General features: G+C 71.2%; 13 protein-coding genes. 5 read left to right on the forward strand and 8 right to left on the reverse strand.

Features of this window, described 5'->3' with window-relative positions; genetic code table 11:
- Position 1: 1 nt before the first annotated feature.
- The 4 genes from ACFYW5_RS21140 to ACFYW5_RS21155 all read right to left on the reverse strand — a co-directional run bounded on the left by ACFYW5_RS21140 (position 2) and on the right by ACFYW5_RS21155 (position 4,760).
- The gene (locus ACFYW5_RS21140) at positions 2-1,663 is read right to left on the reverse strand and encodes an alkaline phosphatase D family protein (RefSeq protein ID WP_389418569.1); all 1,662 of its coding nucleotides are present in this window, start codon (positions 1,661-1,663) and stop codon (positions 2-4) included.
- An 84-nt stretch (positions 1,664-1,747) separates the two neighbouring features.
- Positions 1,748-2,587: a thioredoxin domain-containing protein gene (locus tag ACFYW5_RS21145; protein ID WP_389418570.1), complete on the reverse strand. Its 840-nt coding sequence runs from the start codon at positions 2,585-2,587 to the stop codon at positions 1,748-1,750.
- Positions 2,588-2,652: 65 nt separating this feature from the next.
- Positions 2,653-3,348, reverse strand: coding sequence for a hypothetical protein (locus ACFYW5_RS21150; protein ID WP_389418571.1), 696 nt, complete (start codon positions 3,346-3,348; stop codon positions 2,653-2,655).
- 65 nt (positions 3,349-3,413) lie between these two features.
- A complete protein-coding gene (locus ACFYW5_RS21155; RefSeq protein WP_389418572.1) occupies positions 3,414-4,760 on the reverse strand; it encodes a DUF2252 domain-containing protein in 1,347 nt (448 codons plus the stop codon).
- Positions 4,761-4,930: 170 nt separating this feature from the next.
- Between ACFYW5_RS21155 and dnaE the strand changes: the two genes are divergently transcribed.
- The gene (dnaE, locus tag ACFYW5_RS21160) at positions 4,931-8,470 is read left to right on the forward strand and encodes a DNA polymerase III subunit alpha (protein WP_389418573.1); all 3,540 of its coding nucleotides are present in this window, start codon (positions 4,931-4,933) and stop codon (positions 8,468-8,470) included.
- Between the two features lie 85 nt (positions 8,471-8,555).
- On the opposite strand, the gene ACFYW5_RS21165 is transcribed toward dnaE, so the two are convergent.
- A complete protein-coding gene (locus ACFYW5_RS21165; RefSeq protein ID WP_389418574.1) occupies positions 8,556-8,720 on the reverse strand; it encodes a hypothetical protein in 165 nt (54 codons plus the stop codon).
- A gap of 221 nt (positions 8,721-8,941) precedes the next feature.
- Between ACFYW5_RS21165 and ACFYW5_RS21170 the strand changes: the two genes are divergently transcribed.
- The 4 genes from ACFYW5_RS21170 to ACFYW5_RS21185 all read left to right on the forward strand — a co-directional run bounded on the left by ACFYW5_RS21170 (position 8,942) and on the right by ACFYW5_RS21185 (position 12,907).
- Complete coding sequence (locus ACFYW5_RS21170; protein WP_389418575.1) at positions 8,942-10,156, forward strand: NYN domain-containing protein; 1,215 nt, start codon at positions 8,942-8,944, stop codon at positions 10,154-10,156.
- Positions 10,157-10,262: 106 nt separating this feature from the next.
- Positions 10,263-11,237, forward strand: coding sequence for an ABC transporter ATP-binding protein (locus ACFYW5_RS21175; RefSeq protein WP_389418576.1), 975 nt, complete (start codon positions 10,263-10,265; stop codon positions 11,235-11,237).
- A gap of 106 nt (positions 11,238-11,343) precedes the next feature.
- Positions 11,344-12,168 carry an ABC transporter permease gene (locus ACFYW5_RS21180; RefSeq protein WP_389418577.1) on the forward strand — a complete coding sequence of 275 codons (825 nt, stop codon included), beginning with the start codon at positions 11,344-11,346 and terminating at the stop codon, positions 12,166-12,168.
- A gap of 34 nt (positions 12,169-12,202) precedes the next feature.
- Positions 12,203-12,907 carry a hypothetical protein gene (locus ACFYW5_RS21185; RefSeq protein WP_389418578.1) on the forward strand — a complete coding sequence of 235 codons (705 nt, stop codon included), beginning with the start codon at positions 12,203-12,205 and terminating at the stop codon, positions 12,905-12,907.
- 154 nt (positions 12,908-13,061) lie between these two features.
- Here the strand turns inward: ACFYW5_RS21185 and ybaK are convergent, their stop codons facing one another.
- From ybaK to ACFYW5_RS21200, 3 genes are read right to left on the reverse strand one after another with little or no spacing between them, the layout of a single operon-like run.
- Positions 13,062-13,553: a Cys-tRNA(Pro) deacylase gene (gene ybaK, locus ACFYW5_RS21190; protein WP_389418579.1), complete on the reverse strand. Its 492-nt coding sequence runs from the start codon at positions 13,551-13,553 to the stop codon at positions 13,062-13,064.
- A gap of 8 nt (positions 13,554-13,561) precedes the next feature.
- Positions 13,562-14,302, reverse strand: a complete 741-nt coding sequence (locus tag ACFYW5_RS21195; protein WP_389418580.1) for an LON peptidase substrate-binding domain-containing protein — start codon at positions 14,300-14,302, stop codon at positions 13,562-13,564.
- A gap of 11 nt (positions 14,303-14,313) precedes the next feature.
- Positions 14,314-15,324: a hypothetical protein gene (locus tag ACFYW5_RS21200; RefSeq protein WP_389418581.1), complete on the reverse strand. Its 1,011-nt coding sequence runs from the start codon at positions 15,322-15,324 to the stop codon at positions 14,314-14,316.
- Positions 15,325-15,352 lie beyond the last annotated feature (28 nt).

Consider the following 15,352-nt stretch of genomic DNA (forward strand, 5'->3'; position numbering starts at 1 on the left):
CTTACACGGGGTCGTACGTCCGCTCGACCTTCTGCGTGCCGCTGCGCGTGCGGTACGAGCGGGCCCAGGACGCCGTCGCGTCGGCCCTGGTGCGGTCGGACAGGACGTAGTAGTCCATCTGCGCGCGGGCGGCCGTGAGGTCCAGGACGCCGAAGCCGTGGCGGTCGGTGTCGACCCAGTGGACATGCCGGTTGGCGGCCCGGATGAGCGGCGCGGCGAGCGCGGAGACCGTGCCCTCGGGGGCCTTCACGATGTCGTCGAGGTTGTCGGAGGTCACCGAGGTGACCACGAACTCCGTGGCGGCCGAGGCGGACAGCGGGTACGTACCGGCGTTCACCGGCACGTCGTTGGCCCAGGCCATGTGGATGTCGCCGGTGAGGAACACCGTGTTGCGGATGGCGTTCGAGCGCAGATGGGCCAGGAGTTCACGGCGGTCGTCCGTGTAGCCGTCCCACTGGTCGGTGTTGAGGGCGAGGCCCTCCTTCGGCAGTCCGAGCAGCTCGGCGAGCGGCTTGAGGAGTTCCGCGGAGAGGGAGCCGATGGCGAACGGCGCGACCATCACCGAGTTGCCGACCAGGCGCCAGGTGGTGTCGGAGGACTTCAGGCCCGCCTTCAGCCAGTCGAGCTGGGCGCGTCCGGTGAGGGTGCGCTCCGGGTCGTCGACCGAGCCGTTGCCGAGGGCCGCCTGCTGCGAGCGGAAGGAGCGCAGGTCCAGCAGCGAGAGGTCGGCGAGCTTGCCGAAGCGCAGTCGGCGGTAGGTGGTGCCGGCGATGGCCGGGCGGACCGGCATCCACTCGAAGTAGGCCTGCTTGGCGGCGTCCCGGCGGGCGGCATAGCTGCCCTCGGCGCCCTCGGTGTGGTTCTCGGCGCCGCCGGACCAGGCGTCGTTGGCGATCTCGTGGTCGTCCCAGATCGCCACGCACGGCGCGGCAGCGTGCAGGGCCTGGAGGTCGGGGTCGGTCTTGTAACGCCCGTGCCGGGTGCGGTAGTCGGCGAGCGTGAGGATCTCGTGCGCGGGCGCGTGCGGCCGTACGACGGTGTCTCGGGTGCCGTACTCGCCGGTGCCGTACTCGTAGATGTAGTCGCCGAGGTGCAGCCAGGCGTCCAGGTCGCCGCGGGCCGCGAGATGGCGGTACGCCGAGAAGTGGCCGGCCTCCCAGTTGGCGCAGGAGACCACGCCGAAGCGGAGGTTGGGCACGGCCGCGTCCGCCGCCGGCGCGGTGCGGGTACGCGCCGCCGGGGAGTCGGCGCCGCCCGCGGAGAAGCGGAACCAGTAGTCGGTGGCGGGGGAGAGGCCGCGGATGTCCGCCTTGACCGTGTGGTCGGAGGCCGCCGTGGCGGTGGTGGACCCCTTGGCGACGATCTGCGTGAACGCCTTGTCCGTGGCGACGGTCCAGCTGACCTCGGTGTCCGGGCCGAGCCCGGAACCGGGTATCGCCTCGGGCGTGGGGGTCACACGGGTCCACAGCAGGACGCCATCGGGCAGCGGGTCGCCGGAGGCCACGCCGTGCAGGAAGGCGGGGGTGTCGGCGGCGGCGCGCGCGGGTATCGCGGCGGCGAGCGGGCCGGCCAGAACAGCGGTGGCCGCCGCGGCCTTGACGACCGTACGGCGGCGCGGGGCAAGGGTGTTGAGCGACTCGGGTGATCTGTATCGACTGGTCACGAGCGATCAGGTTACTGACCGGTATGCACGAGAGCGGGCGAACTCGTAAAAGTTCGCCCGCTCTTCGTCTCGTGGTAGGCGGGTTCAGGCCTTGAGCGCCGCGTCCACCAGCGTGGTGAACTCCTCCACCGTCATCGGGGGGTTGCCCTGGTCCGTGGTGAGGCTCTTGCCGTCCATCACGAGGCTCGGGGTGCCGGTGACGTCGTCCTTGTTGGTGTCGAAGGTCTTGGACATGGCGAGCGCCCAGGCGTCGTAGGTGCCGTTGGTCACGGCGTTCCGGAACGTGGTGTTGTCCTTCAAGGCGTCGACGGAGTCGGCGATCTCGATGAGGTAGTCGTCGTCCTTGAACTTGTCGTCCGACTCCTCGGGGTGCCACTTCGCCGAGTACAGCGCCGCCTTGTACTGCAGGAACGCCTCGTCGCTGACGTTCAGCGCGGCGCCGAGGGCGCTCATCGCGTTCTTGGAGCCCTCGCCGTTGCTGCCGACCTTGCCGTCGCCGAGCTGGTCGCCGTCGAGGAAGGTGCCGCCGACGAACTGGATCTTGTACTTGCCGTCCTCGACGTCCTTCTCGACGGTCGGGCCGACCGTCTGCTCGAAGGAGGCGCAGACCGGGCAGCGCGGGTCCTCGTAGACCTTCAGGGTCTTCTCGGCGCTGTCCTTGCCGATGACGACGGTGGTGCCGTCGGTGCCGGTGGTGTTGGCCGGGGCGACGACCTTCTCGTCCCGCACGGCCTCCCAGTGGCCGGGCTTGTTGGACTGGACGACCGCGTAGCCGATGCCGCCGGCCACCGCCAGCACACCGACGACCGAACAGGCCACCACGACCTGCCGCTTGACCTTGGCCCGCTTGGCCGCACGCTCGCGCTCGATACGCAGCCGCTCGCGTGCCGCCGACTTCGAGGCCTGGCTGTTCCGCTTGCTCATAGGGGTTCTCTCCATGGGAAGCGCACACATCGGGTGTGCGGGATACAGGGGTGGACTGCTGGTGCTCAGGCGACAGCGGCCGAGCACGGCGGTCCACGCCGTCCCAGGGAGTGCACGAGGATCCGCTCACGGGCGGAGGGGGTACGGCGGACGAAGCGCGGGAGCCGGCGCGGCGACCGGGGCGGCCGTACCGTCACGGCGGCGACCGCCAGCAGCAGCGGCCGGAAGGTGGTGGCCGCGACCGCCCGCAGCAGCTGGGCCAGCGCGCGCTCGCCGCGGCGCAGCCAGGCGGCGGCCAGCAGGCCGACCGCCAGATGCGCGCCGAGCAGCAGCCAGGCGGTGCCCGGGTCGGCGTGGGCGAGCAGCGTGGCGAGCCGGTCGGTGCCGGCCTCCTCGCCCACCGCGGTCAGCGCGGTGCCGACCCGGGTGCCGTCACCGCACAGCACGTCCAGGCCGACCGAGCGCAACGGGCCGGTGACGGGGCCGCCCGCGGCGCCGTAACAGGCGTGCTGGCCGGTGGTGAAGACGGTGTCGGCGGCCAGTTCCAGGGGGATCAGCAGGGCGGCGATCCGGCCGAAGCCGCGCTCGCGTCCGGCCAGTGCGTAGGCGACGGCGAACACGGTGGCGGCGACCAGGGCCACCGTGTTCAGCGGCAGCGGGACCCCGGACAGCAGCACGTGCGACGCGGTGCTGAGCGTCACGACGAGTGCCGTGAACAGCGCCGCGCGGAGCGCTCGTAGCGGGGTTCCGGATATGTCCATAGCGCGCAAGAGTCTGGCACGTGGGGCCGTAAGGGATCCCTAAAGGATTCCTGTGAGGCCTCGCGTCACAGGCCCGGGATGCGGCCGTTGCGGAAGAGGTCCACGAAGGTCTGGTGGTCGGCACGCGCGCGTGCGCCGTACTCGTGCGCGAAGCTCACCAGCAGGTCGCTGAAGCCGTCCTCGTCGGCCGCGATGGCCGCGTCGATGGCCCGCTCGGTGGAGAACGGCACCAGGGACTCGCCGGAGGTGTCGTCCGCCGCCGCGTGCATCGCCGCCGTCGCCCGGCCGAGGTCGGCGACGACCGCCGCGATCTCCTCCGGGTCGTCTATGTCGCCCCAGTCCAGGTCCACCGCGTACGGCGAGACCTCCGCGACCAGCTGGCCCGAGCCGTCCAGCTCGGTCCAGCCCAGCCACGGGTCGGCGTGCGCCTGGAGCGCGCGCTGGGAGATCACCGTGCGGTGGCCCTCGTGCTGGAAGTAGTCACGGATCGCCGGGTCGGTGATGTGCCGGGAGACGGCCGGGGTCTGGGCCTGCTTGATGTAGATCACGACATCGTTCTCCAGGGCGTCGCTGTTGCCCTCCAGGAGGATGTTGTACGACGGCAGACCGGCCGATCCGATGCCGATGCCGCGCCGCCCGACGACGTCCTTCACGCGGTAGGAGTCCGGGCGGGCCAGGGAGGACTCCGGCAGCGTCTCCAGGTAGCCGTCGAAGGCGGCCAGCACCTTGTACCGGGTGGCGGCGTCCAGCTCGACGGAGCCGCCGCCCGCGGCGAAGCGGCGCTCGAAGTCCCGGATCTCGGTCATCGAGTCCAGCAGCCCGAACCGGGTCAGCGCGCGGGCGTCGCGCAGCGCGTCCAGCAGCGGCCCCTCGGCGGTGTCCAGGGTGAACGGCGGCACCTCGTCGCTCTTGGCGCCGGTCGCCAGCGCGTGGATCCGCTCGCGGTACGCGCCCGCGTACACCTCGACCAGGTCGGTGATCTGCTCGTCGCTGAGCGCCTTGGCGTACCCGATGAGCGCCACGGAGGCGGCGAAGCGCTTGAGGTCCCAGGTGAAGGGGCCGACGTAGGCCTCGTCGAAGTCGTTGACGTTGAAGATCAGGCGGCCGGTGGAGTCCATGTACGTGCCGAAGTTCTCCGCGTGCAGGTCGCCGTGGATCCACACGCGCGAGGTGCGCTCGTCCAGGAACGGCCCACTGAGTATTTTCCCACCGCCCCGCCCGGCGTTCTCCGCGTCGAGGTCGTGGTAGAAGAGGCACGCCGTGCCCCGGTAGAACGCGAACGCGGAGGCCGCCATCTTGCGGAACTTCACACGGAACGCGGCCGGGTCGGCGGCCAGGAGCTCGCCGAACGCGGTGTCGAAGACGGCGAGGATCTCCTCGCCGCGCTCGTCGCTGAGCTTCGGGACCGACATCGCTGGGTGCCTCCTGGTGCGGTGCTTGGACGACAGCGTCTCTGTCGTGTCCAACGCACGACCGTACGTCGGAGTGCCCGCGGAGTGTCAGTGCCGCGGCATAGACTTCGACGCTGACCCCAGAACTGTCCGCCAGCCTGTCGCCGAGTGTTTCCCCTGGAGGGCCCACCGTGTCAAAGCCGCCGTTCACGCACCTGCACGTCCACACCCAGTACTCGCTGCTGGACGGTGCCGCGCGGCTGAAGGACATGTTCAACGCGTGCAATGAGATGGGCATGACCCATATCGCCATGTCCGACCACGGCAACCTCCACGGCGCGTACGACTTCTTCCACTCCGCGAAGAAGGCCGGGGTCACCCCGATCATCGGGATCGAGGCGTACGTCGCCCCCGAGTCCCGGCGCAACAAGCGCAAGATCCAGTGGGGCCAGCCGCACCAGAAGCGGGACGACGTCTCCGGTTCGGGCGGTTACACCCACAAGACGATCTGGGCGGCGAACGCCACCGGCCTGCACAACCTTTTCCGCCTCTCCTCGGACGCGTACGCCGAGGGCTGGCTGCAGAAGTGGCCCCGGATGGACAAGGAGACCATCTCCCAGTGGTCCGAGGGGCTCATCGCCTCCACCGGCTGCCCCTCCGGCGAGCTGCAGACCCGGCTGCGCCTGGGCCAGTTCGACGAGGCACTGAAGGCCGCCTCCGAGTACCAGGACATCTTCGGCAAGGACCGCTACTTCCTGGAGCTGATGGACCACGGCATCGAGATCGAGCGCCGGGTGCGGGACGGCCTGCTGGAGATCGGCAAGAAGCTCGGCATCCCGCCCCTGGTGACGAACGACTCGCACTACACGTACGCGCACGAGGCCGCTGCGCACGACGCGCTGCTGTGCATCCAGACCGGCAAGAACCTCTCCGACCCCGACCGCTTCAGGTTCGACGGCACCGGCTACTACCTGAAGTCGACGGAGGAGATGTACGCCATCGACTCCTCGGACGCCTGGCAGGAGGGCTGCCGCAACACCCTCCTGGTCGCGGAGCAGGTCGACACCACGGGCATGTTCGAGGCCAAGAACCTCATGCCGAAGTTCGACATCCCCGAGGGCTACACCGAGGTCACCTGGTTCAAGGAGGAGGTCCGCCGCGGCATGGAGCGCCGCTTCCCCGGCGGCATCCCCGAGGACCGGCAGAAGCAGGTCGAGTACGAGATGGACGTCATCATCCAGATGGGGTTCCCGGGCTACTTCCTCGTCGTCGCCGACTTCATCATGTGGGCCAAGAGCCAGGGCATCGCGGTCGGTCCGGGCCGAGGCTCCGCGGCCGGCTCGATCGTCGCGTACGCGCTGGGCATCACGGACCTCGACCCGATCCCGCACGGACTGATCTTCGAGCGGTTCCTGAACCCCGAGCGCGTCTCCATGCCCGACGTCGACATCGACTTCGACGAGCGCAGGCGCGTCGAGGTGATCAGGTACGTGACCGAGAAGTACGGCGCCGACAAGGTCGCCATGATCGGCACCTACGGCAAGATCAAGGCGAAGAACGCCATCAAGGACTCCGCGCGCGTGCTGGGATACCCGTACGCCATGGGCGACCGCCTCACCAAGGCGATGCCCGCCGACGTCCTCGGCAAGGGCATCGACCTCGACGGCATCACCAACCCCTCGCACCCGCGCTACAGCGAGGCCGGCGAGATCCGCGCGATGTACGAGAACGAGCCGGACGTCAAGAAGGTCATCGACACCGCCAAGGGCGTCGAGGGCCTGGTCCGGCAGATGGGCGTGCACGCCGCCGGCGTCATCATGTCCAGCGAGCCGATCGTGGACCACGCCCCGATCTGGGTGCGGCACACCGACGGCGTGACCATCACGCAGTGGGACTACCCGCAGTGCGAGTCGCTCGGCCTGCTGAAGATGGACTTCCTCGGCCTGCGCAACCTGACGATCATGGACGACGCCGTCAAGATGGTGAAGTCCAACAAGGGCATCGAACTCGACCTGCTGGCCCTCCCGCTCGACGATCCGACGACCTTCGAGCTGCTCCAGCGCGGTGAGACCCTCGGTGTCTTCCAGTTCGACGGCGGCCCCATGCGCTCGCTGCTGCGCCTGATGAAGCCCGACAACTTCGAGGACATCTCCGCCGTCTCGGCGCTCTACCGTCCCGGCCCGATGGGCATGGACTCGCACACGAACTACGCGCTGCGCAAGAACAAGCTCCAGGAGATCACTCCGATCCACAAGGAGCTGGAGGAGCCCCTGGAAGAGGTCCTGGCCGTCACCTACGGCCTGATCGTCTACCAGGAGCAGGTGCAGAAGGCCGCGCAGATCATCGCCGGGTACTCGCTCGGCGAGGCCGACATCCTGCGCCGCGTGATGGGCAAGAAGAAGCCCGACGAGCTGGCGAAGAACTTCACCATCTTCCAGGCCGGTGCCCGCAAGAACGGCTACAGCGACGAGGCCATCCAGGCCCTGTGGGACGTGCTGGTCCCGTTCGCCGGCTACGCCTTCAACAAGGCCCACTCGGCCGCGTACGGACTGGTCTCGTACTGGACCGCCTACCTGAAGGCCAACCACCCCGCCGAGTACATGGCCGCCCTGCTGACCTCGGTCAAGGACGACAAGGACAAGTCGGCGATCTATCTCAACGAGTGCCGCCGCATGGGCATCAAGGTGCTCCCGCCGAACGTCAACGAGTCGGTGCACAACTTCGCCGCCCAGGGCGACGACGTGATCCTCTTCGGCCTGGAGGCCGTGCGGAACGTCGGCACGAACGTCGTCGACTCGATCATCAGGAGCCGCAAGGCCAAGGGCAAGTACGCCTCCTTCCCCGACTACCTCGACAAGGTCGAGGCGGTGGCCTGCAACAAGCGCACCACCGAGTCGCTGATCAAGGCGGGTGCCTTCGACACCCTGGGCCACACCCGCAAGGGCCTGACCGCGCAGTACGAGCCGATGATCGACAACGTGGTCGCGGTCAAGCGCAAGGAGGCCGAGGGCCAGTTCGACCTCTTCGGCGGCATGGGCGAGGAGGAGAGCAGCGAGCCCGGCTTCGGCCTCGACGTCGAGTTCTCCACCGACGAGTGGGACAAGACGTATCTGCTCGCCCAGGAGCGGGAGATGCTCGGTCTGTACGTCTCCGACCACCCGCTCTTCGGCCTGGAGCACGTGCTGTCGGACAAGGCCGACGCGGGCATCGCCCAGCTCACCGGAGGGGAGCACGGGGACGGCGCGGTCGTCACCATCGGCGGCATCATCTCGGGCCTCCAGCGCAAGATGACCAAGCAGGGCAATGCCTGGGCCATCGCCACCGTCGAGGACCTGGCCGGTTCCATCGAGTGCATGTTCTTCCCGGCCACCTACCAGCTGGTGTCGACCCAGCTCGTCGAGGACGCGGTGGTGTTCGTCAAGGGCCGCCTGGACAAGCGCGAGGACGTCCCGCGGCTGGTCGCGATGGAGCTGCAGGTCCCCGACCTGTCGAACGCCGGTACCAACGCGCCCGTGATCCTCACCATCCCGGCCACCCGGGTCACCCCGCCGATGGTCAGCCGCCTCGGCGAGATCCTCAGCCACCACCGGGGCGACAGCGAGGTCCGGATCAAGCTCCAGGGCCCGACCAAGACGACCGTGCTGCGCCTGGACCGGCACCGGGTCAAGCCCGACCCGGCGCTCTTCGGCGACCTGAAGGTGCTGCTCGGACCGTCCTGCCTGGCCGGCTGAGCCGAGACGTGCGAGAGGGGCGCATCCGCGTGTCGGGTGCGCCCCTCGTCATGTGCCTGGGCTTCGACGGCCCGTTATGAAGATGTCAGTTGTGACCGAACCTCTTGCGCTTGTCCTTGCGCGCGACCTCGCCGGGCGTCATCGGGGACATCCGCGGCTCGGCCGTCGTCTCCGTCGAGGAGTGCGGGGCCTGCTGCTGTCCGCGCTCGGTCTGCGGCTGCTTTCGGTCACGGTTCTTGTTCTTGGCCATGGTGATGCCTCCTGTGGGGATGTAGGGGCCAGGGCCGCGACCAGATTCACATAGCCCGACAAAGAACGCATGTCGGACAATTACCGGCTGTGACGGCGCTCGTTCGAGCAGGGCACTCCGAAACGCCACGCCGAAGATCGAGTCCCGGCCGTTAACCTTCGCGCGGTCGGGCAGACTCGAAGGAAGCCCGAAGCAAACCTCCCGGAAAGAGGGTGGATCGCGTGGACCGCTGCATCGTCCTGGTGGACGCCGGGTATCTGCTGGGGGCCGCCGCCTCTCTTCTCGCCGGAGAGCCCTCCCGGTCCCGGATCACCGTCGATCACACCGCCCTCATCCAGGGCCTGCGAGAACGGGCGGAATCGGACACCGAACGCCCCCTGCTGCGCATCTACTGGTTCGACGGCGCCCCCGACCGCGTCCCGCAGCCCGAACACCGCAGGCTGCGCGTGATGCCCCGGGTGACCGTGCGGCTCGGTGCCCTGACCCGCAGCGACGGACGCTGGGCCCAGAAGGGCGTGGACGCCGCCATGCACGCCGAGCTGACCGAACTCGCCCGCAACCGGGCCTGTTCCGACGTGGTGCTGGTGACCGGGGACGGCGATCTGCTGCCGGGCATGATGGCCGCCAAGGAACACGGCGTGGCCGTCCACCTGTGGGCCGTGCAGGCCGCCGACGGCGACTACAACCAGTCCGAGGACCTGGTCGCCGAGGCCGACGAGCGGCGCGTCCTGGACCGCACCTGGATCACCAAGGCCGTCCGCGCCAAGGAGCTCGGCGGGATCTGCGCGCCGCCGCCGGCACCGCGGCCCGAGATCGCCGCGATCCTCTCCGCGCCGCTGCCCGACTCCGCGCTCGCCCCGTCCGAGCGGCCCGCCGAGGAGCGCGAGCACCCGACGCCGGCCGTGAGGGAGAACGGCGCGCAGGAGCGGGTCCCGGCGCCGAAGGGCGTGCCCACGCCGAAGGACCTGGCCGCCCTGCGCGCCCCGGGCGTGCAGCCCCCCGCGCAGCCCGCCGGGGCGACCCTGCGGTGGTCCTCCGACAAGGGGTGGGTGGACCGCCCCGGCATCGCGGCCGAGCCGCCCGAGGTCGCCTCCATGCCGACGCTGGCCCAGGTGACCACGGCGGAGCAGCGATGGGCCGACCGCGAGGAGGACATCACCACCGTCGGCGGCGACCCCTACGAGGTCGGACAGGTGTTCGCGCGGCGTTGGATGGGGCGGCTGGGCGACCAGAGCCATCTTCAGAAACTCTCCGGGATGTACCCGCGGATCCCGCACCGCATCGACGGGGAGCTGCTGCGGTACGCGGCCCGGTTCGGGCTGCTGGCCCACAAGGACGACCAGATCGACGAGCACGACCGGTACGCGATCCGGGCCGGGTTCTGGCGGGAGATCGACGTGCGGACGGCGGCCGAACACGCGTCCGCGGGGGAGTGAAACGGCACATACGCCGCCCCAAGGACGGGCCCGGCGGCCCGACCCCGTAGTCTCATCCCTTGTGAGTAAGCGCGCGGCACCGGCACTTCGGCCCTGTGGTGATGTCGTGTGTGCTGTGCGCGGACTGACCAAGACCTATCCCGCGGTACGGGGCCGGCGGGGCACCCCGGCCACCCCCGAGGTGCGCGCCACCGACGATGTACGGCTGGACATCCGGCGCGGTGAGATCTTCGGCCTGCTCGGGCCGAACGGCGCCGGCAAGACCACCCTCGTACGGCAGCTCACCGGGCTGATGCGGCCCGATCGCGGCAGTGTGGAGATCCTCGGGCACGACATCGTGCGGCACCCGGAACGGGCCGCGCGGATCCTCGCCTACCTCGGGCAGGAGTCGACCGCCCTGGACGAGCTCACCGTCTCCCTCGCCGCCGAGACCACCGGACGGCTGCGCGGCCTGGACGTGCGCGTGGCGCGGGCCGAGCGGGACGCCGTACTGGAGGAACTGGGCCTGACCGAGCTCGCCGGGCGGCCGTTGAAGAAGCTGTCGGGCGGTCAGCGCAGGCTCGCCTGCTTCGCCGCCGCCCTCGTGGGCGCGCGGCCGTTGCTCGTGCTCGACGAGCCGACCACCGGGATGGACCCGGTGGCGCGGCGGGCGGTCTGGTCCGCCGTCGACCGGCGACGGGCCGAGCACGGGACGACCGTGCTGCTGGTCACCCACAACGTCATCGAGGCCGAGACCGTGCTCGACCGGGTCGCCGTCCTCGACCGGGGCCGGGTGATCGCCTGCGACACCCCCACCGGACTCAAGGAGCAGGTCGCCGGGGAGGTCCGGGTCGACCTGGTGTGGCGGGACGCTGCGCCGCTGCACGTTCCCGAGGTCGCCGCGCTCCAGGACCGGGTCGTCGAGTCGGGCCGCCGCTGGACACTGCGGCTCGCCCCCGACGAGGCACGCGCGGTCGTCGCCACCGTCACCGGCGGGGCCGCCTTCTCCGCCCTCGACGACTTCACCCTCGCCACGCCCAGCCTGGAGGACGTCTACCTGGCGCTGGGCGGAGCCGCGCGGCAGGGGCTGGTGAAGGCTTGAGCGCGACTGGGGCAGCGGTGAGTACGACTGATGAGAGCCTGAGCAGGACGACCGTCGCATCCGTACGGAACGGAACCACCGCCGGAGCGAAGAGGAGCAGCGCCACGTGAGTGTCGTACCCGCCGAGGTTCTGCCGGCCGGCGCGCCCGCCGCGGACCAGACGCCTGCTACGGAACCGGCCGAGCTCGGGCCGCGGGCCCGGCTGTGGCCGTCGCTGTGCGCCGTGTACCGGGCCCAGCTGTCCCGCGCGCGGGTCGCGCGGATCCCGCTGCTGTTCGTGGCGACCTTCCAGTCCGTCGGGATCATGATCCTGATGCGCGGGGTCGTGGACGGCGGGGACGAGGCGCGGGCCGTGGTGGCCGGGTCGTCGGTGCTGGTCGTCGCCTTCGTCGCGCTGAACCTGCTCGCCCAGTACTTCGGGCAGTTGCGGGCCAGCGGGGGCCTCGACCACTACGCGACGCTGCCGGTGCCGCCGGCGGCGGTGGTGCTCGGGGCCGCGGGGGCGTACGCCTCCTTCACCGTGCCCGGGACCGTGGTCACCGCCGTCTTCGGGTGCGTGCTGTTCGGTCTGCCGCTCGCTCATCTGTGGGTGCTGATCGCGGTGATCCCGCTGGCCGGTGCCGCGCTCGCGGGGCTCGGGGCCGCGCTGGGACTGCTGGCACCCCGGCCGGAACTGGCGACCGTACTGGGCCAGTTGGGCATGTCCGCCGCGCTGCTGCTGGGGGTGCTGCCCGCCGAGCGGATGCCCGAGGCGGTGCGGTTCGCCCGGGATCTGCTGCCGTCGACCTATGGCGTCGAGGCCTTCGCCCGAACCTTCGGGGAGAGCCCCGACTGGGCCTACGTGCTCGGGGACCTCGCGGTGTGCGCGGGGGTGGGTGTGGTGTCGCTGGCCGCCGCTACCTGGGCGTACCGCCGGGCGGCCGTCCGGTGACGCGGCGCCCGGGCGGGCCTGGCACGATGTCAGGGTGACCGCACCGCTGACTCCACCACCTCCGCCGCGTGACCACTCCGCCGACAGTGCGTGGCAGCAGCCGCCCGCGCCCGGCGCCGGACACGGGGCCTACCCGTACGGTCCGCCTCCCTCGTACGGCGACGACGGGCCCGGCATGCGGACCGAGCTGCGGGAGGCCGCCGTGGTCACGGTGGTCGTGGCGGTGGCCGGGGTGCTGCTCGGTCTGCTGTGGTGGTGGCTGGCGCCCCGGGTGCCGCTGGTGGGAGACGTGGTCGACGGCGGCTGGGTCGTCTACCTCAAGGACACCGAGGGGGAGCAGGCGGTGGGCGTCGACGGGACGTTCACGCTGCTGGCGCTCGCGTTCGGTGCGGTGAGCGCGCTCGGGGTGTTCCTGGTCCGGCGGCGCGGGGGCGTGCCGCTGGTGGTCGCGCTGGCCCTCGGCGGGCTGCTCGGGTCGCTGCTGGCGTGGCGGCTGGGGGTGTGGCTCGGGCCCGCGCAGGATGTCATCGCCCATGCGGAGGACGTGGGCAAGGGGAAGACCTTCTCGGCGCCGCTGGAGCTCGACGCCAAGGGGGCGCTGCTGGTGTGGTCCGTGGCGGGGCTCGTGGTGCATCTGGGGCTGACGGGGTTGTTCGGGCCGCGCGATCCGGATCCGTACGAGCAGCGGCAGCAGCCCGAGGACGGGTACAAGGACGGGTACGGGGCGCCGCAGGCGTAGCTTCCCGCCCCCGCCGCCCCACTCGCCGGCGCGCGCCCCTACGCGGGGCGCCTGCCGTGGTTCGCCCGGCCCTTCTTCATGCGCCATTTGCGTTTCCGCGTCTTCTTCGACATGTCCCCTCTGCTTAACCGAGCGGAGGACGTCCGTCGAGGGGTCAAACGCGCCCGATGGGGGCCAGGGTCGCTTCCGTCAGGGCGGCCAGGTCGGTGGGGGAGAGCTCGATCTCCAGGCCCCTGCGGCCCGCCGAGACGCAGATCGTGGCGTGCCCGCTCGCCGACGCGTCCAGGACCGTCGGCAGTCTCCGGCGCTGGCCCAGCGGGGAGATGCCGCCCCTCACGTAGCCCGTCGTGCGTTCGGCGAGGGTCGGGTCGGCCATGGCCGCCTTCTTGCCGCCCACCGCCGCGGCCAGCGCCTTCAGGTCCAGCTGGCCCGCCACCGGGACCACCGCCACGGTCAGCTTGCCGTCCACCTCGGCCACCAGGGTCTTGAAGACCCGGTCGGGGGAGACGCCCATGGCCTCGGCCGCCTCCTCGCCGTAGGACGGGTGGGCGGGGTCGTGCTCGTAGGCGTGGGTCGTGAAGGTCACGCCTGCCGCGGTCAGGGCCACCGTCGCCGGGGTGCCCCCCGACTGTCGCTTCTTCGCCATCGCTCGCCTCAGTTCGGACTCGTCGGCGCACGCGTCAGGTCCGCCGCCGGCAGTGACGGCAGGCTACGGATGATCGAGGTCTCCGCGCGAAGGAGTTTCAGCTCGTCCCGCAGCCGGGAGGCGGTGTCGGGGGCCTGGAGCAGCCGCTGCTTGGTGGGGGTGTCCAGCATCATCGCCGCCGCCACGAGGTAGGACACCACCGACGGTTCGTCCGGCAGGTCCGCCCCTGTGGACAGGGAGCGTTCGCGGGCTCCCGCCAGGCGCTTCTGGTACTGGCGGAAGGCGCGCAGCACCCCCTCGGCCAGGGCGCCCGCCTCCTCGCCCTGGTCCTCCGGCAGCTCCTGAAGCTCCGCCGTCAGGAACGGGCCCGACGTGTCCACCGACACCAGCCGCACCCGCGTCGTACCGGTCGCCAGCACCTCGAAGGTGCCGTCCGCCCGCTCCCGGATCGTCGCCGCGTCGGCCACGCAGGCCGTGGAGTGGAAGGACTTGATCGGGTCGGCGCCGAAGCCCGCCGCGGGCCCGCGCTGGGGCACCGCGGTGGGGTCGGGCATGCCGGGCGCGGTCGGCGCCACCTCATGGCCGTCGCGGATCGCCACCACGGCGAACCGGCGCGGTTCCTCGTCGGGGGTCTTCAGCAGATCGCGCATCATGGCGCGATAGCGCTCCTCGAAGACGTTCAAGGGCAGCACCAACCCCGGGAACAGCACCGAGTTCAGGGGGAAGAGCGGGAGCCGGACGGTGGTCACGACGCAAGAGCCTAATGGTCGCCGGAGGGGTTGCGTCCGGGATGCCCGGTGATCGGACGGCCGGAGGGGTCCCGCAGCTCGTCCCGCACCCGCAGACAGTGGCCCAGCGGATCGTCGCAGAAGCGGTCCCAGGGGAAGGACGTGGCGTACGGGCCGGTGAGCCGCACCTGCTCCAGGGCGTCCGCGATCCGGTCCAGCCGCACCAGGACGTAGGTCAGCAGATTGCGCGTCTCCGCGGGCCAGGGGTCCGCCGCGGGAAGAAGCGCCGAGAGGCCGATCGCCCGGTCCGCCGCCGCGTCCAGCTGGACCCGCGGCACCTCGGGACCGCAGCCGTCGGCGAGATACGCGAACACCGCCCGTACCGGCAGCGCCTGCACCAGGGAGTCCGGCGGGGCGTCCTGCGCGGCACGGTCGGCGAAGTCCAGGCACTCGCGGTGCGAGCCGTGCCAGGAGGACGCCAGATAGCGCAGGGCCGCCACATGGCAGCCGTAGTGGTGCGGGGCGCGGCGCATCGCCGCCTCCCACAGCTCCTCGACGTACCGCGGCCCGGCCTGCGCGCCGCGGGCGTGGTCCAGGGCGATCCGCCAGGGCACCGGGTCCCGGTCGTCGCCGTGCGCCGCGGCCGTGACCAGCGGGCTGACCTCGCGCAGCAGCTCGGCCCGGGCCGGCGACCGCCAGGCGCGGTCCACCCTCAGCTGGGCGTCGACGACAAGGCTGTCGGGGTCGTGCGGGGCCGCCGCGCGCCAGGCCCGGAACCAGTCGGGGCGGGCGTGGGCGAAGGCGGCGAGCCGGGCCGTGTACCGGTCCCGGTGCTCCCACTCGCCGGCCACGCGGGTGGCGGCGAGCAGCGCGGCGGCCGGTTCGTGGTCGCCCTGCGCGGCGGCGACCAGCGCGGGACCCAGCCGGGCGTCGGGCACGTCCAGCAGCACCTCGTCGTCGGCGCGGACGGCGACGGGGAGGGGGGTCCTTGTCATCCGCGGCCCGCGGATGAACGGCAGCAGCAGAGCCATGGTGTCGACCATTGAAAAGCCGCAGGTCGAAACGGCGCCA

The sequence above is a fragment of the Streptomyces sp. NPDC002779 genome, assembly GCF_042888685.1.
In the GTDB taxonomy this organism is placed as follows: Bacteria; Actinomycetota; Actinomycetes; order Streptomycetales; family Streptomycetaceae; genus Streptomyces.